At 44.1% G+C, this 19571-nt stretch carries 13 protein-coding genes; 9 read left to right on the top strand and 4 right to left on the bottom strand.

The window, feature by feature from the left end; genetic code table 11:
* The first annotated feature begins 19 nt into the window (after positions 1-19).
* The 9 genes from KCV26_14050 to pyrF all read left to right on the top strand — a co-directional run bounded on the left by KCV26_14050 (position 20) and on the right by pyrF (position 15169).
* Positions 20-1603, top strand: coding sequence for an alkaline phosphatase family protein (locus KCV26_14050; protein ID WZX36402.1), 1584 nt, complete (start codon positions 20-22; stop codon positions 1601-1603).
* A gap of 97 nt (positions 1604-1700) precedes the next feature.
* On the top strand, positions 1701-4997 hold the full coding sequence (gene secA / locus KCV26_14045) for a preprotein translocase subunit SecA (protein WZX36401.1): 3297 nt from the start codon (positions 1701-1703) through the stop codon (positions 4995-4997).
* A gap of 273 nt (positions 4998-5270) precedes the next feature.
* The gene (gene gyrA / locus KCV26_14040) at positions 5271-7817 is read left to right on the top strand and encodes a DNA gyrase subunit A (protein ID WZX36400.1); all 2547 of its coding nucleotides are present in this window, start codon (positions 5271-5273) and stop codon (positions 7815-7817) included.
* Between the two features lie 102 nt (positions 7818-7919).
* Entirely contained in the window at positions 7920-9191 is a 1272-nt protein-coding gene (locus KCV26_14035; protein ID WZX36399.1) for a tetratricopeptide repeat protein, read from the top strand.
* Between the two features lie 208 nt (positions 9192-9399).
* Positions 9400-10581 carry a phosphoribosylformylglycinamidine cyclo-ligase gene (locus KCV26_14030; GenBank protein WZX36398.1) on the top strand — a complete coding sequence of 394 codons (1182 nt, stop codon included), beginning with the start codon at positions 9400-9402 and terminating at the stop codon, positions 10579-10581.
* Positions 10582-10672: 91 nt separating this feature from the next.
* Positions 10673-11758 (top strand): peptide chain release factor 1, encoded by a 1086-nt coding sequence (prfA, locus tag KCV26_14025; GenBank protein WZX36397.1) that lies wholly within the window; start codon positions 10673-10675, stop codon positions 11756-11758.
* Between the two features lie 44 nt (positions 11759-11802).
* The gene (locus KCV26_14020; protein WZX36396.1) at positions 11803-12522 is read left to right on the top strand and encodes a hypothetical protein; all 720 of its coding nucleotides are present in this window, start codon (positions 11803-11805) and stop codon (positions 12520-12522) included.
* A 10-nt stretch (positions 12523-12532) separates the two neighbouring features.
* Positions 12533-14251 (top strand): hypothetical protein, encoded by a 1719-nt coding sequence (locus KCV26_14015; protein WZX36395.1) that lies wholly within the window; start codon positions 12533-12535, stop codon positions 14249-14251.
* Positions 14252-14344: 93 nt separating this feature from the next.
* Complete coding sequence (gene pyrF / locus KCV26_14010) at positions 14345-15169, top strand: orotidine-5'-phosphate decarboxylase (GenBank protein WZX36394.1); 825 nt, start codon at positions 14345-14347, stop codon at positions 15167-15169.
* Here pyrF and KCV26_14005 read toward each other — a convergent pair.
* The 4 genes from KCV26_14005 to KCV26_13990 all read right to left on the bottom strand — a co-directional run bounded on the left by KCV26_14005 (position 15164) and on the right by KCV26_13990 (position 19541).
* Positions 15164-16354, bottom strand: a complete 1191-nt coding sequence (locus KCV26_14005; protein ID WZX36393.1) for an SAM-dependent methyltransferase — start codon at positions 16352-16354, stop codon at positions 15164-15166. The two genes, pyrF and KCV26_14005, sit on opposite strands and share 6 nt — an antisense overlap.
* A gap of 110 nt (positions 16355-16464) precedes the next feature.
* Complete coding sequence (gene rpmA, locus KCV26_14000) at positions 16465-16734, bottom strand: 50S ribosomal protein L27 (protein ID WZX36392.1); 270 nt, start codon at positions 16732-16734, stop codon at positions 16465-16467.
* A 20-nt stretch (positions 16735-16754) separates the two neighbouring features.
* Entirely contained in the window at positions 16755-17066 is a 312-nt protein-coding gene (gene rplU / locus KCV26_13995; GenBank protein WZX36391.1) for a 50S ribosomal protein L21, read from the bottom strand.
* A gap of 159 nt (positions 17067-17225) precedes the next feature.
* Positions 17226-19541, bottom strand: coding sequence for a GH92 family glycosyl hydrolase (locus KCV26_13990; GenBank protein WZX36390.1), 2316 nt, complete (start codon positions 19539-19541; stop codon positions 17226-17228).
* Positions 19542-19571: the final 30 nt, after the last annotated feature.

Below are 19571 nucleotides of genomic sequence, written 5' to 3'. Positions count from 1 at the left end.
ATGAAAGATATACTCTCAAATGAATAAAATATTATCCTCTCTTGTCGCTCTTTTTTCGGTAACCGCTCTTTGTGCCCAGGACACACCAATCGTCCCCAAGTTGGTTGTGGGGATCACCATAGATCAATTACGCGGCGATTACCTGGAGATGTTTCAACATACTTTCGGAGAAAAAGGATTTAAAAGGCTCCTGAATGGGGGGTTGGTTTATGCAGATCTGGAATTTGATTTTCCCCACCTTGATCGTGCTTCCACCATCACTACCATTTTCACGGGTGCCAATCCCGCTTACCACGGAATTACCGGAGAAAACAGGTTTATACTGAAAGAAAACCGGGAAATTCCTGCTTTTTCCGATAACAATTATGCCGGAAATTTCACTACCGAACGTTATTCTCCATTACCTGTAAAGGTTTCTACCCTTGCCGACGAACTCAAAATCGCTTCCGGAGGACAATCGGATGTGTTTGCTTTTGCGCCTCACGCTTCACAGGCATTGGCATCCGGAGGACACGCTGCCAGTGGTGCGTACTGGGTTGAAGACATGACCGGAAACTGGGCAACGACGGCTTTTTATAAAACCCGGCAACCCATCGTGGATCAACATAACCGTACACCGGAGTCATTGAGTAAGAAAATTGGTTCCATCACGTGGCGCCCAGCTATCGACATATCGAATTACAAAGCGTTTCCTTATACCAAGAACCTGTATAACTTCCAGCATTACTTCGGTGTGGATAAAAAAAATCACGTTCGGTTATTGAAACAGTCGCCTTATGTTAACACGGAAGTTCGTGAAATTGCAGAGAAGGTACTAAAATCCAGCTCGTTGGGAAAACGTCAAAATCCTGATTTCCTGGCGTTGACTTTCTATGCCGGCAATTTTGAAAATTCGCTCGACAAAAACTATTCCGTTGAAGTGCAAGACACTTACTACCGGCTGGATCAGGAAATAGAGAAACTGCTCGAAGCTATTGATTCAGCTGTAGGCCTGCAGAACACCCTGATCTTTGTGGTTTCCACCGGATATTTCAACGAACAGGAGATCCACCCTTCGGATATGGTTACTTCAGGCGGAGATTTTTATCCCGACAGGAGCATCGCATTGCTCAACATGTATCTCATGGCCATTTACGGTCGCGAACAATGGGTAAGCAAATATTACAACCAGCAGCTGTTTTTCAACCGGAAACTGATTGAAGACCGGAAAATCAATTTCGTGGAATTTCAGCAAAAAGCGGCGGAATTTCTTGTTCAATCGGCCGGTATACAGGATGTCATTACCTCTCACCAGATGCTGCACGGTGCTTACAATCAACGTGTGCAACATTACAGAAATGGTTTCTACAAAGGAATATCGGGTGATCTTTACCTGGAATTGCAGCCCGGATGGAAGGTAGTGGTAGAAAATGACCTCAACAACAACGTCCGCGTAAGAGACAATGCCGTTCATGCGCCGGTCATCTTTTTCGGAAACAACATTAAACCGCAGCGGATCAATCGTGTGATTGATGCAACGGAGATCGCCCCCAGCGTTTCACACCGCTTGCGGATTCGTGCTCCCAACGCTGCCCAAGCCAATATTTTGGAAGAACTGTTTTAAATAGAGAAGTTAACAATTAACAATTAAAATTAAGGGGACCGGATAAATCCGTACAACAGGTCGGACCTGAAATCCGAAACCCGCAATACAAAACAATATGGGATTCAATTCATTTATAAGTAAAATATTTGGTAATAAGGCACAGAGGGACCTGAACGAGATAAACCCCATTGTAAATTTAATAAAGGAGGCTTATCCGGGAATAGCCAAGCTCTCAAACGATGAGTTACGTGCAAAAACCAAAGAACTCGAAAAGAAAATAGAAGAATACATTACCGGGGATAACGCCCGTATCGCGGAGCTAAAAGCCAGTATTGAAGAAGTGGAACTCGAAAAACGCGAGTCGGTTTGGAACGAGATAGATAAAATTGAAAAGGAGATTACATCGAAATTGGGGAAAATATTATCGGAAATTCTTCCCGAAGCATTTTCTATTGTCAAGGAAACAGCTAAAAGATTTAAGGAAAACCCGGAAACTGTGGTTACGGCCACCGATTTTGACCGTGATTTAGCGGCCAGTCACGATTTTGTGCGTATAGAGGGAGATAAGGCTGTTTACCTGAATCGCTGGGTTGCCGGTGGCAATGAAATAACCTGGGACATGGTGCATTACGATGTGCAGCTGTTTGGGGGCGTGGTGCTGCACCAGGGCAAGATTGCCGAAATGGCAACCGGTGAAGGGAAAACGTTGGTGGCCACCCTGCCGGTATTCCTCAATGCTCTTACACACAGAGGAGTGCATGTGGTTACCGTAAACGATTACTTGTCCAAACGTGACTCGGAGTGGATGGGGCCAATATACATGTTCCACGGGCTTTCGGTAGATTGTATCGATAAGCATGAACCCAACTCCGACGCCCGCCGCAAGGCTTACGAAGCCGACATTACCTTTGGTACGAACAACGAGTTTGGGTTCGATTACCTTCGCGACAATATGGCTGTTTCACCCAAAGATCTGGTGCAACGTATACACAACTATGCCATCGTGGACGAGGTTGACTCCGTATTAATTGACGATGCGCGTACCCCCTTGATCATATCGGGACCCGTTCCGAAAGGCGATGATCAGTTGTTTGATCTTTTCCGTCCACGGGTGGAGCAGGTGGTAAAAGCACAGCGTGATTTTACTACCCGGTTGCTTGCTGATGCAAAAGCCAAAATGACTTCGGAAGATAAAAAGGAACAGGAGGAAGGAGCCTTGTTGCTCTTCCGTTCTTACAAGGGTATGCCAAAATACAAGCCGCTCATCAAATTTTTAAGTGAACAGGGTGTGAAAGCGGCCATGCTGAAGACCGAAGAGTTTTATATGCAGGAGCAGTCGCGCAACATGCATATCGTTACCGACCCGTTGTACTTCGTGATTGACGAGAAACAGAACAGCATCGAATTGACCGATAAAGGCATCGACCTGCTGACGGGGAAGTCGGACGATCCGCACTTTTTTGTGTTGCCCGACATTGCCTCGCAACTGGCCGAACTGGACAACCTGCCGTTGTCCGACGAAGAGAAAGCAGCTAAAAAAGATGAGCTCCTACAGAATTACGCGATAAAATCGGAACGTGTTCATACGATAAACCAGCTTCTTAAAGCTTACACCCTGTTCGAGAAAGACGACGAGTACGTGGTGATCGACAACAAAGTGAAAATCGTGGATGAACAAACAGGCCGTATTATGGAAGGACGCCGTTACTCTGACGGGTTGCATCAGGCTATTGAGGCAAAGGAACGGGTGAAAGTGGAAGCTGCGACGCAAACCTTTGCCACCATTACCTTGCAAAACTACTTCAGGATGTATAACAAGCTTGCGGGTATGACCGGGACAGCAGAAACAGAGGCTGGTGAATTTTGGGACATTTACAAGCTGGACGTGGTGGTGATTCCAACCAACCGGCCCATTGTCCGTAATGATATGAACGACCGCATCTATAAAACCAAACGTGAGAAATATACAGCGGTAATCGACGAAATAGAAAATACCATTTCTAAAGGCCGCCCGGTTCTGGTGGGAACAACCTCAGTAGAGATTTCCGAACTGTTAAGCAGGATGCTTACACTTCGAAAAATAAAACACAACGTGTTGAACGCCAAATTACATCAACGCGAAGCGGAAATTGTTGCCAATGCCGGACAGCGTGGAATGGTAACCATCGCTACCAACATGGCGGGGCGTGGTACCGATATTAAACTTACGCCGGAGGTAAAAGATGCCGGAGGGTTGGCTATTATAGGTACGGAACGGCATGAAAGTCGCCGTGTCGACCGTCAGTTACGTGGCCGTGCCGGCCGTCAGGGAGATCCGGGCTCTTCGGTTTTTTTCGTATCTCTCGAAGATGACCTGATGCGCTTGTTTGCCACCGAACGGATTGCCGGGCTTATGGACCGGATGGGCTTCAAGGAAGGCGATATGCTTGAGCACGACATGTTGAACAAATCGGTGGAACGTGCCCAGAAAAAAGTGGAGGAAAACAACTTTGGTATTCGTAAACGGTTGTTGGAATACGATGACGTGATGAATTCTCAACGCGAAGTGATCTATAAACGTCGCCGTCATGCATTGATGGGCGACCGTATCGAGATTGATGTTACCAACATGATAACGGAGACGGCCAAGAATGTGGTGGAGGCTAACGAGGACGATTTCGAAAACATGAAACTGGACCTTTTCCGTGTAATGGCAGTTGAGATTCCTTTCTCCGAAAAAGAGATGAAGGAGATGAAAATCGACGTGCAAGTTGAAAAAGTGGTTCAAAAGGCTATTTCGGGATTCAAGCGCAAAGCGGATCGATTGGCAGAAATTGCCCAGCCGGTTATCAAGGATGTGTACGAAAAACAGGGTGCCATGTATGAAAACATCCTTATCCCCATTTCCGATGGAAAAAGAATATACAACATTGCTACCAACCTGAAAGAAGCGTATGAATCGGGGTCAAAAGCGCTGGTCAAATCGTTTGAAAAATCAATTTTACTCCACACCATCGACGAAGACTGGAAGGAACATCTCCGGGAAATGGACGAATTACGACATTCGGTTCAAAACGCCAGTTACGAACAAAAAGACCCGCTACTGATTTATAAGCTTGAATCGTTTAGTCTATTTAAAATAATGGTCAACGACATCAATTCAAAGGCGGTTTCTATCCTCATGCGTGGCCAGATTCCCGTTCAGGATCCTAAAAACGTTCGCCAGGCTGCCCCTGAACAGAAAACCGATTACAGCAAATACCGTACTCAAAAGGATGAAATTGAAGGGGGGCCCTCATCCAATGGTTCACCTAGACAGCCTGAACAAAGAAAACTAGAGCCAGTCCGCGTGGAAAAGAAAGTGGGTCGAAACGATCCATGCCCTTGCGGAAGCGGGAAAAAATTCAAAAATTGTCACGGACAAGGTGCCTGATAGTAGTCTAAAAGATAAAACAACAGAACAAACAAACCCGAAGCAAATTTAACTTGCTTCGGGTTGTTTTTTGTTGGAAAAAACCTTCTGGAACAAACAATAAAAAACATTAATTACGGCCTGAGGTAAACGATTTTTGATTGGATTTCTTTTGTTAAACCGTGGAAAATCCGTACCTTAGTACGTTATTTAAAAAGAAGTAAAAGGCCTGTTTATTATTCTGTATTTCAACAAAATATAAGACATGTCTGAAGAAAAAAATTACATTTTAATATGATTGACCAAGAAGACAGAGTCATTAAGATCAACATTGAAGATGAAATGAAGTCGGCGTACATCGATTATTCGATGTCCGTAATCGTTTCACGTGCATTACCTGACGTTCGTGATGGATTTAAACCCGTGCACAGACGTATCCTTTTTGGAATGTCCGAATTAGGGAACACATCGGATAAGCCGCACAAGAAATCGGCTAGAATCGTAGGGGAGGTACTCGGGAAGTACCATCCGCATGGCGATTCATCGGTTTATAATGCCATGGTGCGCCTGGCGCAAGAGTGGAGTATGCGCTACACGCTGGTTGACGGTCAGGGAAACATGGGAAGTGTTGACGGTGACAGCCCTGCGGCTATGCGTTATACCGAAGCCAGGATGAACAAACTTGGCGAAGAAATGTTGCGCGATATCGATAAAGAAACTGTAGATTTTCAATTCAATTTCGACGATACTCTTCAGGAGCCAACGGTTTTGCCGACACGGATACCCAACCTGCTCATCAACGGCGCATCGGGTATTGCGGTAGGAATGGCAACTAACATGGCACCGCACAATTTAACGGAAGTGATTAACGGAATTATAGCATATATTGATGATAAAGAGATAGATACTGAAGGGTTGATGCATTACATCAAGGCTCCCGACTTTCCCACAGGTGGTTATATTTATGGTTATAAAGGGGTTATTGATGCTTTTGAAACGGGTAGGGGACGCATCGTTATGCGTGGAAAAGCCGAAATTGAATCGGGAAAAAACCACGATAAAATAATCATTTCAGAGATCCCGTATCTGGTAAACAAAGCGGAGTTGATTAAGCACATTGCTGACTTGGTGGGCGAAAAGAGGATTGAGGGAATATCAAACGTAAATGATGAGTCGGACCGCCAGGGAATGCGTATAGTTGTTGATGTCAAACGCGACGCTAATGCAAACGTTGTTCTTAACAAGCTATACAAATTAACTGCCATGCAGTCGTCTTTCAGTGTGAACAATATTGCGTTGGTGAATGGCCGTCCGGAAATGCTTAACCTGAAGCGGATGATTGAACTGTTCGTTGAACACCGCCACGATGTGGTTGTGCGACGTACAAAATATGAACTTCGCAAAGCAGAAGAAAGAGCACACATATTGCAAGGTCTGATTATTGCCTCCGATAATATTGACGAGGTAATTGCCATAATCCGCGGTTCAAGCACACCGCAAGAGGCCATTCAACGGTTGATCGAACGCTTTGAGTTGTCCGATATCCAGGCACGTGCCATAGTAGAGATGCGGTTAAGGCAACTTACCGGGCTGGAGCAGGATAAGCTTCATGCCGAATTCGAAGAAATTCAACGGGTGATCGCTCATTTAAACGATGTCCTGAATAATGAGGAACTGCGTATGCAGATCATCAAAGAGGAGTTGATTGAAGTGCGCGACAAGTTCGGTGATCAACGCCGTTCTGAAATTATTTTTGCTTCGGAAGAGATGAATCCCGAAGATTTTTACTCCGATGATGAAATGATAATTACCATCTCTCATTTTGGTTACATCAAACGTACCCCACTGACAGAGTTCCGCACGCAGAACAGGGGTGGAGTAGGGGCTAAAGGGTCGCAAACAAGGGACGAAGATTTTGTTGAATACATTTATCCCGCTACCAACCACAATTATATGCTCTTCTTTACTCAAAAAGGCAAATGTTACTGGTTGAAGGTTTACGAAATTCCGGAAGGAACCAAGACATCGAAAGGAAGAGCCATTCAAAACCTGCTAAACATTGATTCAGATGACAGCATCACCGCTTTTGTACGAGTGCTTACCCTGGATGACGAAGAGTACATCAACTCCAATTACCTGGTTTTCGGAACACAATCGGGGGTTGTTAAGAAAACATTGCTGGAAGCTTATTCGCGACCGCGTCAAAATGGGGTGATTGCCATAGGATTAAGGGAGGATGATCAGGTGATTTCCGTAAGGTTGACCGACGGTAAAAAGGACATCATTATGGCTAACCGAAATGGCCGGGCCATTCGTTTCAACGAAGAGGATGTGAGACCGATGGGCCGTACTGCAACCGGAGTAAAAGGAATGACGTTGGATGAGGACGGCGAAGATTATGTAATCGGTATGATTTGCATGGATCCCGACTCAAAAGACACTATCCTGGTTGTATCCGAACAAGGGTACGGTAAGCGAACAATGCTTAATGACGAGGATGGGGAACCGGTTTATAGGATTACCTACCGAGGCGGGAAAGGGGTTAAAACGCTGAACATTACAGAAAAGACCGGAAAACTTGTCGCAATAAAAAGTGTGACAGACGATAATGATTTAATGATTATTAACAAATCGGGCATAACAATACGTGTGAAAATTTCCGATATTCGCACCATGGGACGTGCTACACAGGGAGTTCGGCTCATAAACCTGGAAAAACGAAACGATGAAATCGCTTCGGTATGTAAAGTTAATTCCGAAGAAGAAATAGATGAGGTGGAAACCGTTTTGCCAGAAGATGTCGATAGTGAGGAAAATTTTACGGATGAGGTCAGCGAATAATGTACATATTTTAAACTTTTTGTATTTTTACAGTCAAATAAATCAATAGAAATTTTAAACAATTAAGAAAAGACGAATACTTAACTTAAAACGATGAATAAAATGAGAAAATTATTTTTCCTTACTGCGGTGGCTGTCTTTGCTGCAAGTTCCATGTTTGCACAAAAGTCGGCTCTGAGAGATGCCAAGAGATCTTTAGGAAGCAACGACCTGAATGAAGCTCGCACCCTGATAAAACAGGCCACTACTAACGCAGAAACCGCCAATGATCCTGAAACCTGGAAAATCTTTGGAGATATCGGTAACAAGGCATTCGACAACGAGAGAACCAATGAAATGTTGGGAAAACAAGCAAACCAGGAAGTGATGTACAACGGACTGTTGGAATCTTACACACCGTATCTGAAAGCCGATTCACTAGGTGAGTTGCCGGATGAAAAAGGCAAAGTGAAAAACAAATTCAGAAAAGACATCGCCGGAGTTTTAAAAGCTAATCATCCTTTCTACATCAACGGGGGAATTTTCTTTAACGAAAAACAACAATATGCCAAAGCTTCCGATTTCTTCGAAATATACTGGAACATTCCTTCGTTACCGATGTTTGCCGGACAGAAAGACCCTTTTCTGATCGACAGTACTTTTCAAACCATTAAATATTATGCCATTATCACGGCTATTCAGGCGCAAGACCATAAAAGAGCATTGGCTATGCTGAAAAGAGCGGCCAGTGAACCTTTTATCGCCAACAGTGCTTATCAGGAAAGCGATATTTACGAACTTATTGCCAGCGAATATATTCAACAGGGAGATACGGCTAAATATATAGAAACTCTTTACGAAGGAGCGGAAAAATTCCCCAAAAGCAAGTATTTTACTCCTAATCTGGTAAACGTTTTTATCCGTCAGGGCGACAATCAGAAAGCCATGGAATACCTGGATGAAGCCATTAAGAACGATCCTTCCAACGCGTGTGATTTAAACAGTGTAAAAGGGGCATTATTGGCAGAAAAAGGAGATTTTGCAGCAGCTGAAGAAGAATATAACAAGGCATTAACGCAAGATCCCAATTGTGAAAGAGCGCTTGAAGCACTTGCGGTGAACTTTATCTTGCAGGCTCAGAATCTGAAGGAAAAAACAGCAACCATGTCGGACCGCAAATTGCAGTTGGAAAATGACAAAAAAACGGTCGATTTTTACCAAAGAGCATTGCCGCACCTGGAGAAATTTACCAAGTCATTGAAAGACAGGACTGCCGACAAAACAGAGATTGACGGCGCTTTAATGAAACTCAGAAATGTTTATTATAACTTAAGCATGATGGGTGTTGACAAATCTGCACAACTGAAACAAGTGGAAGCAGAACTTGGGTTGTAAATTGAAACGATTATTTAATAGCATAAAGAGAAGCGGCATCGGTAAAAACCGATGCCACTTTTTTTATCTATGCAAACAGGATAGAGATTGAATTAAACATAATAGTAATTATAGGAAAAATATCCGTGTTTAAATTAATGGGCGAAATTCGTAGTTTTTTATTACTTTTGTACGGTAACATTATTTGACATTGTCTTCGGTTCAGGATATGAATAAAAAAAACGATCAACGATACAACCTTCGCGGTGTTTCCGCCTCAAAAGAAGATGTGCATGATGCCATAAAAAATATCGATAAAGGAATTTATCCGAAAGCATTCTGCAAAATAATTCCCGATATACTTGGCGATGACCCGGATTTTTGTAACATCATGCATGCTGACGGTGCCGGAACTAAATCGTCACTGGCGTATGTTTACTGGCGGGAAACCGGCGATATTTCCGTTTGGAAAGGAATCGCGCAGGATGCGCTCATCATGAATATTGATGACTTGTTGTGCGTTGGCGCTACCGATAACATACTGTTGTCTTCCACCATTGGGCGCAATAAAAACCTGATCCCAGGAGAAGTAATTTCCGCCATTATAAACGGCACAAACGAGCTTTGCGAAGAACTATCGTCGCTGGGCGTACGTATTTATCCTACAGGCGGAGAAACGGCTGACGTGGGCGATTTGGTGAGGACGATCATTGTGGATAGTACGGTGACTTGCCGCATGAAACGCAAGGATGTTATTGATAATGCCAATATACAGGCCGGAGACGTTATTGTTGGTTTATCCTCTTCCGGGCAAGCCACCTACGAAAGTGAATATAACGGCGGTATGGGGAGTAATGGCCTAACCTCTGCCCGCCACGATGTATTTGCCCATTATCTGGCACAGGATTATCCCGAAAGTTACGATGCTGCCATTCCTGAAGATTTAATCTATTCGGGCAATATGCGGCTCACTGAACAAATAGAAAACCTGGGAATGGATGCCGGGAAGTTGATTCTGTCCCCTACCCGCACCTATTCGCCAATTATATCATTGATATTAAGGGATTTGCGTAGGAATATCCACGGAATGGTACATTGCTCCGGAGGTGCACAAACAAAAATTATGCATTTTCTTAACGATGGTCTGCGCGTTACAAAAGACAACCTCTTCCCTCTTCCTCCTTTGTTCAAACTTATTCATGACCAATCGAATACCGATTGGAAAGAAATGTACAGAGTTTTTAATATGGGACATCGAATGGAAATTTACCTGCCGGAAGTTTATGCTTCGAAGGTGATTGAGATTTCCAGATCGTTTAATGTTGATGCACAGGTAGTTGGACGTGTGGAGAAATCGAATATCCGGGAATTGGTGATTGAGAGTGAATTTGGAAGGTTTGTTTATTCCTAAATCCTCATTCGTTGTACCTCCCAATGGAAAAACATAATATCATCAAACAAAACGATTAAATTCCTTTCAAGAAAATCAGAGGCATCATACTATGTCGGAAAACTCATTATTGGATAAACTCAATCATTTGGTCACCCGTTTCGAAGAGATAGGAACGTTGATTACCGACCCTACAATCATAGGCGATATGAAGCGTTTTGTAAAACTCAACAAAGAATACCGGGAGTTGGAAGAAATTGTGGAAGCCCGAAACGAGTATAAACAGGCACTAGACTCCATCGAAGAAGCCAAAATAATTCTGGAAACCGAATCGGACACTGATTTACGTTTGCTTGCCAACGAGGAACTCTCTGCCAACACCCAGAAACTTCCGGAATTGGAAGAGAAAATAAAGCTTTTGCTTATTCCGGCCGATCCTGAAGACGAAAAAAATGTGATCATGGAAATTCGTGGCGGTACGGGAGGTGATGAAGCGTCGATTTTTGCAGGGGATCTGTATAAAATGTACACCCGGTATTGCGAAAGCAAAGGGTGGAAAACCGAAGTATCCAGTTACACAGAAGGTACAGCGGGTGGTTTCAAGGAGATCATATTTACGGTTAGTGGCGAAAATGTTTACGGAACTTTGAAATACGAGTCGGGCGTTCACCGGGTGCAACGTGTTCCGGCGACCGAAACTCAAGGCCGTGTGCACACCTCGGCTGCCACTGTTGCCGTGCTGCCTGAGGCGGAAGAATTTGATGTAGAAATCAATCCTGCCGATATAGATTTTCATACAGCACGTTCCAGTGGCGCCGGAGGGCAGAATGTAAACAAGGTGGAAACAAAGGTTCAGCTTACCCATAAACCCACCGGTATTGTGGTGGTTTGTCAGCAGGCCCGTTCGCAATTGGCTAACCGGGAGCTCGCCATGCAGATGTTGCGTGCCAAGCTTTACGATATTGAACTTACCAAACGCCAGGGCGACATAGCTTCGCGGCGAAAGACCATGGTGTCCACCGGTGACCGTTCGGCTAAAATCCGCACGTACAACTATCCGCAGGGACGCATTACCGATCACCGCATCAATTACACCGTTTATAACCTTTCCGCATTTATGGACGGTGACATCCAGGATGTCATCAATCAGCTTATCGTAAGCGAAAATGCTGAACGGATGAAGGAAGCGGAAATCTAGTTGAATCTAGACAAAAACACAAGTTATATTTAATTATATGACCTATGAAACAAAAAATTTTGTTACCGACACTTCTGTTGTTAATCAGCGTATCTTTATCCGCACAAACGGAATACAAGATACCGCGTTTACGCATTAGTACATCGGGAGGATTGGGTTATTTGGTTGCGGAAGGAAGTACCGGCGATGCCGGTTCTATCGTCAATGTTGAAAAAATCACGCAATTCAACAATGATTTGAGGTGGACTCCCTCCTTGAACGCAGATGTGCATTATCTATTCAAAGATTGGGGATTGGGAGTGAAGTATATTTTCAATACTTCCTCTGCCACGGCGACGGATCTCATTGTGGATGTCCAGGATAACCAGCATTATCTGGTTGGCGATGCATTGGAAAAGATGTATGTAAACTACGTGGGACTTTCTGTATCAGGACAATACAGGTTTGGAAGAGAAGAGAGATTTCAGTTTTTTGCTTCTTCTTCAGGCGGTTATGCCCGATTGCGGGACGAAAGCCACGTATTAATGAGGAACATGTTGATTACGGGAAATGCTTACGGTGTAAATTACGAGATGGGAATTGAATATTTTTTAAATTCGAACTTTTCATGGGGATTGAATACCGCATTTTTCTGGACAAATTTTTATACGGTGAAAGTGACGGACGGTATCAGTACCGAAGTGAAAAAATTGGGAAGAGAAGACAACATCAATGTTTCCAACGTAAATTTAACAACCGGTCTGCGGTATTACATCAACAAATAAATGAAGCGTCATGAAAAAGAAGATCATTTATCTGCTTACTGTTGTTGTCCTGTTCATTTCCTCTTCGTGCAACAACGATTTTCTGGAAGAAAACAAAAAACAGGTTGATGGATATCATCTCGATACACCTCTTTTTGTGCAGCCTGTCTCAGCATACACCGAAGCCTCAGTTACCCTTCCCGATTTAAAAAACAAAGGTTTCAGGATACTCCAGTATCCGAAAATTATTCATTTTGAAACTTTTGACGGACATATAGATGAGTCGGGAAAATTGTCATTCCGAATAAAAGTGGATGCATACGATAATCCCGTTCAACTGGAGCCACAAAACCTGGGAAGCATCATTTTAAATGTAGAAGAATTTGGACTCCTGTCTATAAACGTTCAAAGCATAAACTGGGGAATGCCAAAAGCATCCGTTCGCGAAACGCTGGTTGACTTTGATTTGTTAAGGGACAGAAAAGAACTTAGAATTGAGAATTTTGCCGACGGAATACTTTTCTATAAATTGACGAAAAAGCCGTCGTGGCTGGAGGTGAGCAAGTCATCCTGGGACAGTGATAATATAAAGACAGGAGATGTAAACTATCTGGAACCAAACAGATACTATACCCTTTTTCTAATTCCTGATGCCGATGAATTAAGCCCGGGAGTGCATGAAGGTGAAATTGTCTTCGAAACATCCGACCCGGAACACCCTCTTCTCAAGATTAACGTAAAAATTAGAGAAAGGACATACGAAAATCCGGAAACGATGATCCCCATAGAAGGTGAAGTGGTGGATGCAGAATTTGATAAAACCACAAACACAGCGGTCTTTATTACCCGCAATCCGGCAAAACTGGTTGCGTTCAATGCCGACACCGGTATGAAAAAAGAAAAACTGTTGGACAAAAATCCCTATTGCGTTGGCTTGTCTGCCGAAAGTAACACAATTCTGCTAGGAGAAAGTGGGCAGATGAAGTTCATCGATTTATCCACGTTCACCGTAAAAGAAAAGGTTGTTCTACCGTATATTGTTGTGGATATTGTTGATGGTGAAAATGGTCATTACTATTATTCGAATAAGGAAGGGGAGATCTACTCCTTTAACCTTTCGTCCAAAGAGGTAAAAAAACAGTTCATTGCCGATTCATTCGGGTACGGAATAAAAGCGGATATCCTATTGAAAGTAGGAAATAAATCGCAGTTGGCATTAACCGGAAGTTTTGTTTCCCCAAATGGCTTTTATCTGATTGACGCAGCCGTGCCGGATGATTTGAAACTCGTCCATTATTGGCACGAAAGCTTTGGAAAGAAATTACTGACCTCCGAAGATTGCAAATACCTGTTTTCTTTTACCAGTTCCATCTACAAATTTCCGGATGAAAATACCGGCAATACGATTCACCTGTTGGGTGAATTAAGCTTGCAGTCACATACTGGAATTACCTGGATGCATCATTCGGCCTTAACCTCTTCTGTTTGGATCTCCTACAGTCCTTATGATCCTTCCCAAAGTTGGTTTAAAGAGGTTATTGCGGAATACGACGACAAAACCTTTGACCTAAAACGTACTATCGCACTAAACGAATATGTGGCGACATACAATGGAACAAAGGATTATTACCATACGTCTGCCCGTTATTTTTTCTCCACCAAAGCGGGGAATAAATTATTTCTGATAAAAAATATCGATGTTGCTAGTCCTCCGGCCGACACTTGGCACATCGAAATTATTGATGTTTAAAAATAGCACTATCGCGTTGTGCCATAAAAGCAGCAGCCAAACTTGTCTGAATTATGCCACGGCGAGCAATATTCTGATAAAATTGAACAAGATATGACCAAACAACAGCTTTTTGCACAAATTCAAAAAAAGAAATCTTTTCTTTGTGTGGGATTGGATACCGATATCAAGAAAATTCCGGAACATCTGCTGGAAAAAGAAGATCCGGTTTATGCCTTTAACAAAGAAATTATCGATAAAACGGCACCCTATTGCGTGGCATACAAGCCTAACCTGGCTTTTTACGAAAGTCAGGGCGTGACCGGTTGGCTAGCGTTCGAAAAAACGGTAGCCTACATCAGGCAGCGGTATCCCGACCAATTTGTGATAGCCGATGCCAAACGGGGCGATATCGGTAATACCAGTGAAATGTATGCTCGTACATTTTTTGAAACTGCCAGGGTGGATGCCGTAACTGTAGCACCGTACATGGGCGAAGACAGCGTAACTCCTTTTCTGAATTACAACGGGAAATGGGTTATTCTGCTCCTTCTTACAAGCAATAAAGGGTCACTAGATTTTCAGTTTGTTCAGGATCAAAACGGTGAGCGTTTGTTTGAGAAAGTACTCCGCAGGTCGCAGGCATGGGCGTCGGAAGACCAAATGATGTACGTTGTGGGCGCTACACAGGGAAAATTATTCGAAGAGGTAAGAAAACTCGCTCCCGATCATTTCTTCCTTGTCCCAGGCGTAGGAGCTCAGGGTGGGTCGCTGGAAGAGGTTTGCCGATACGGAATGAACACAGCATGTGGCTTATTGGTCAACTCTTCGCGCAGTATTATCTATGCCGACAGTACCGAGACATTTGCGGAAGCTGCCGGCAAGGAAGCCCGAAAACTGCAGGTGGAGATGGCGGAAATGCTGGAAAGGTTTTTATAATTTCGTTCCTATCACCCAGATCTTCTCGCTGTCGGCAACAGTGGTAGCAAAAAGGTACACGTCCCCACCCTCTCTCAATCCGGTTTTTCGTCGGATCTCGGCAACGGACAATGGAAAATTGCGGACAGCGATGTTCGCTTTTTTTGTCAGTGATAGAAATGATTTTACGTTTTTTTTGTTCGGTACAAACCATTCCTTCACTTCAAACACGCGTCCGGGAAAAGTGGAAATTTGGTTATCGGAAGTATACAGGTGGCTGTTTACGTGCAGTTTTTGAACAGCATACTGTTGTGCTACACTTTTGAAGGCTCCCGCTTTGAGGATGGAAGCATTGGGTTCGTAAAGGTATTTACCGATAGTTCTGGTAAAAGGAATCTCGAGGCTTCGCTCTTCCTCCGGAGTAAAGGAAAACACTTCAATGTTGCCTCCTTTATTCAGATTAACAGCATAGTACACCGTATCCTCAGCCTGGGAAGAAAGTAAAAACAGCAACTCTTTGCATTCGTTCTCCACGGAGACGACATGAACTTCACTCACCTTTTTCAGGCTTCTTACCGCTGATGAAATATCGAGCATGGGTGAGAATTTAATCACAACCAACTTTGCTTTGGTCAGCAAAGCATTCTGAATTTCAGACACATCTGGAGAACAGTCTTCTATCCGGATCACTTTGCGTCCTGCATCATCCCGGCGCGCCGGATCCAGGAAAACCATGTCTGTAAGGGACATTTTTTCTACAAAAGTTTCACTTGCTTCGTTCTTTACCACAAAGCCTTGCAGGCCAAGTGTTTGGAAATTATTGGCGGCTATCTCACAAAGTTCCGGGTCTTGTTCCACGTAAACCGACAGTATAAATCGTTGGGAGAGAATGGTGAAATCCACCCCCATCCCACCGGTCAAATCCACAAAGGTTTTGTATCCGTCAGGAATCAATGAAACCTTATAGTTGGCAGTGGCTTCAGACGATGCTTGTTCCAACGATAAATGAACCGGATAAATGATCTCATCGTTGGCATAAAAAAAAGGAAATTTCTCTTTTGCTGTTTGGCGTCCCGAGATTTGTTTTAAAATAAACTCAACATTCAATTCCCTCTGTTTCCCGTTATCGAGTTTCAACGCCAGTTCCCGTACATCGTGTTGTTCGTTCTGGCGGATAAAATTCTTTTGCTGCTGAGTCAGTTTCATTTTGTGAAAATAAAAAACAACCTGACTATCGAAATAGCAGGTTGTTCCTATCAACTAAAAAATTATTATTTTATGGATCAAGTATTCTTGATTTCAAGCAGGCAAAAGCCTTATGCTTCTGCTTCCACTTTCGGAAGAACCGATACGAATGAACGGTTGTTGTGACGTTTACGGAAAACCACAACACCGTCGATCAACGCAAAAAGCGTATGATCTTTACCGATTCCTACGTTTTCTCCCGGGTGATGAACCGTTCCCCGCTGGCGAACCAAAATGTTGCCCGCTTTTGTGGTTTCTCCACCAAATATTTTAACGCCCAATCGTTTACTTTCCGATTCGCGGCCGTTCTTTGAACTTCCTACACCTTTCTTATGTGCCATTTTCTTCTGATTTTAACTGATTAAGCAATAATTTCTTTAACCCTTACTTCTGAAAACTGTTGACGGTGGCCGTTCAGTTTCCGGTAACCTTTTCTTCTTTTCTTCTTGAAAACGAGAACTTTATCTCCTTTTACGTGCGAAAGAACTTCTACAATCACTTTTGCTCCTTCAATGACGGGAGCACCCACTTGTACATCGCCATCGTTATCGATGAGCATCACTTTTCCAAATTCCACCTCACTGCCCTGATCGGCATTGATTCTGTGGACAAATAACTTTTGGTCTTGCTGAACTTTAAACTGCTGACCTTGGATATCTACAATTACGTACATATTAAATAACTTATACGTTATATGCCTGAGGCGAGCGGCGTTGTGCCCCTTCTTATTGAGCCTATTAGCGAATCGAGGTGCAAAAGTACATAATTTTTACGAAATTGCCAAATATGTGAAGTATAAATTTACCGACAGGATGATATGTAAGTTCATTTTTCAGTTTCCCCATTCCTTATTCGGGCCGGCTCCCATCTGTAGCGTCAATGTTCCGCCCCGGATGATGTCAGCGTAGTCGATATAACATTTGTTCCACGTTTTTCCGTTGAGGGTAGCACCCTGAATATAGCGGTTCTTCACAGAATTATCTTGGGCTTCGATGGTAAATGTTTTCCCCTGTGCATACCGGGGATCTAACCTGATAGTTATTTTTGAAAACACCGGACTGGTAATCTCTAGACGGGTTTCACCGGGACACACGGGATGAAGTCCCGATGCAGCCAGCACGTACCAGGCCGACATCTGTCCGATATCCTCGTTTCCGACCAACCCCTCCACACTGTTGTGATATGCACGCGAACAGATTTCGCGCGTCCATCTTTGAGTTAGCCAGGGAGCACCCAGCCGGTTAAACAGAAACGGCACATGATGTACAGGTTCGTTGGCATGGTTGTAATAATCGTTCCATAACATATCTTCCGGTACATTTTCAAAAAAGGAGATAAGGTCTTTGATTACCTTCTCCCGGCCACCCATCAGGTTGGCCATACCTTCTAAGTCATGCGGCACAAACCATCCCTGCTGGTAGGGGTTGCTTTCCACACAGCCGTAATTCTGGGTCAACCTCCCTTTTTCAGGCCAAGGAAGCCAGTCACCGCTCCCTTTCTTCGGCCTGAACCAATTGACAGAAGGATCGAAAATATTCCGGTAGCTTTGTGCTCTGACAGCGTAAAGCTTTTCGTCTTCCGGTTTATTCAGGTGATGGGCCAGTTGCGAAAGACACCATTCGAAATAAGCATGTTCGAGGGTTGTTGAAATCCCGTCAGAGAATCCTTTTTCACCGTTGCCGAATTTTTCAACCGTCTGCCGGGAGTATGTATAAGCTTTAGCGATATCAAAATTCCGTATTCCCTTGGCATAGGCATCCGTGATGATAGAAACGGCCGGATTGCCGATCATGCACCCACTATAAGCGTTCAGAAATTCCCAGCGCTCCAGATAATCGTTTCCGCTTTCTTCGGCCAGGGTCACCAACGAGTTGATCATGTCACTGACCACCTCAGGGTTGATGATCGTTTGCAGAGGAAACTGGCTTCGGAAAACATCCCAGCCACTGAAAATAGTGCGTTTGGTAAATGTGGAGCGTTGACGGATTTTCCCGTCACCCCCGGGATAGTTTCCGTCCACATCGGTAAATGTTCGCGGATCGATCAGGGTGTGATAAAGGGCGGTATAGAAAATCGTTTTTTCATCTTTGGTGCCCCCTTCCACGCTAATCTTTTCAAGTGCTTCATTCCATAACTCCCTGGCAAGGACATGTATTCGGTCAAAATCCCAGTCGCTAATTTCCGCCTGCAGGTTCTTTTCGGCCCCCTCCAGGCTGACAAACGAGATGCCGGCTTTCAGCAAAACCTCTTCCCGGTCTTTGGTGGCAAATTCAGTGAAAAAACCCAGGTGCTTTCCTTCCATCTCCTGTACATTGCGGAATACCGGTGCTTGGGCAACAAGCGCCTGATACTCCGGACTAGTCACCTCTTCTCTTTTACGGACACACGAATCCGGGATTTCGGCACTCCAAACCCCCGTATTGATAAAAGGCTTACTGAATTGGGCATAAAAGTAGACGGTATAATCCGCTTTTCCGTCACCGTTTCCCCATCCGCCTCCTTCCGGAGTGCATTTCATCCATCCCCGGATTGTATGGTCGTCCATCACCTGGATAAACTGGTGGGTTGATGTGCCGCCGACTCTTCGCGCAAGGTCAACCTGAATACGTGATTGGTTATGCTCTGGAAACGTAAAGCGCATGATCCCACTATGAGGAGCGGCAGTCATTTCAGCGCGAATACCATAATCTGTCAACGTTACGCCGTAATACCCGGCAGATGCTGTTTCGTCTTCTTTTGAGTAGCGGGAGCGGTATCCTTCTTCCGGTTTTTCTTCTTTTCCGGCTGCTGTTTTTAATTCACCGGTTACGGGCATAACCAGAAAATTTCCCAGGTCGCCATACCATCCGGTACCGCTCATTTGGGTAAAGGCAAATCCTTCAATGGTCGTATGTTCATTGCTGTAACCGGAAGCATTGTCTCCTCCTGTGATTGTATTCGGACTGAGTTGAGTCAGTCCAAAAGGAGTAGCGGCGCCGGGGAATGTTTTTCCCAGTCCGTGACTGGCACCGGCTTTCTCCATGTTGGTACTGGCACCAATAAAGGGGTTCACGTAATCGGCAGGTTGTTGAACACGGTCGGAGCAACCTGTTATTAAAGCAAATAAAATAGCCACGGTGTTGGCTTTAATCAAATTCTTTTTAAGCATGTTGTTTGACTTAGTTTATTTTTCTTATCA

Source organism: Petrimonas sulfuriphila (genome assembly GCA_038561985.1).
Taxonomy (GTDB): Bacteria; Bacteroidota; Bacteroidia; order Bacteroidales; family Dysgonomonadaceae; genus Petrimonas; species Petrimonas sulfuriphila.
This window is presented reverse-complemented; position numbering and strand designations above follow the sequence as displayed.

Excerpts from the sequence above, each read along its gene's own strand:
- KCV26_14005 (WZX36393.1), bottom strand. The coding sequence starts at position 16,354 with ATGAAACTGACTCAGCAGCAAAAGAATTTTATCCGCCAGAACGAACAA.
- rplU (WZX36391.1), bottom strand. The coding sequence starts at position 17,066 with ATGTACGTAATTGTAGATATCCAAGGTCAGCAGTTTAAAGTTCAGCAA.
- rpmA (WZX36392.1), bottom strand. The coding sequence starts at position 16,734 with ATGGCACATAAGAAAGGTGTAGGAAGTTCAAAGAACGGCCGCGAATCG.
- KCV26_13990 (WZX36390.1), bottom strand. The coding sequence starts at position 19,541 with ATGCTTAAAAAGAATTTGATTAAAGCCAACACCGTGGCTATTTTATTT.
- KCV26_14050 (WZX36402.1), top strand. The coding sequence starts at position 20 with ATGAATAAAATATTATCCTCTCTTGTCGCTCTTTTTTCGGTAACCGCT.
- secA (WZX36401.1), top strand. The coding sequence starts at position 1,701 with ATGGGATTCAATTCATTTATAAGTAAAATATTTGGTAATAAGGCACAG.
- KCV26_14015 (WZX36395.1), top strand. The coding sequence starts at position 12,533 with ATGAAAAAGAAGATCATTTATCTGCTTACTGTTGTTGTCCTGTTCATT.
- gyrA (WZX36400.1), top strand. The coding sequence starts at position 5,271 with ATGATTGACCAAGAAGACAGAGTCATTAAGATCAACATTGAAGATGAA.
- KCV26_14030 (WZX36398.1), top strand. The coding sequence starts at position 9,400 with ATGAATAAAAAAAACGATCAACGATACAACCTTCGCGGTGTTTCCGCC.
- KCV26_14035 (WZX36399.1), top strand. The coding sequence starts at position 7,920 with ATGAGAAAATTATTTTTCCTTACTGCGGTGGCTGTCTTTGCTGCAAGT.
- prfA (WZX36397.1), top strand. The coding sequence starts at position 10,673 with ATGTCGGAAAACTCATTATTGGATAAACTCAATCATTTGGTCACCCGT.
- pyrF (WZX36394.1), top strand. The coding sequence starts at position 14,345 with ATGACCAAACAACAGCTTTTTGCACAAATTCAAAAAAAGAAATCTTTT.
- KCV26_14020 (WZX36396.1), top strand. The coding sequence starts at position 11,803 with ATGAAACAAAAAATTTTGTTACCGACACTTCTGTTGTTAATCAGCGTA.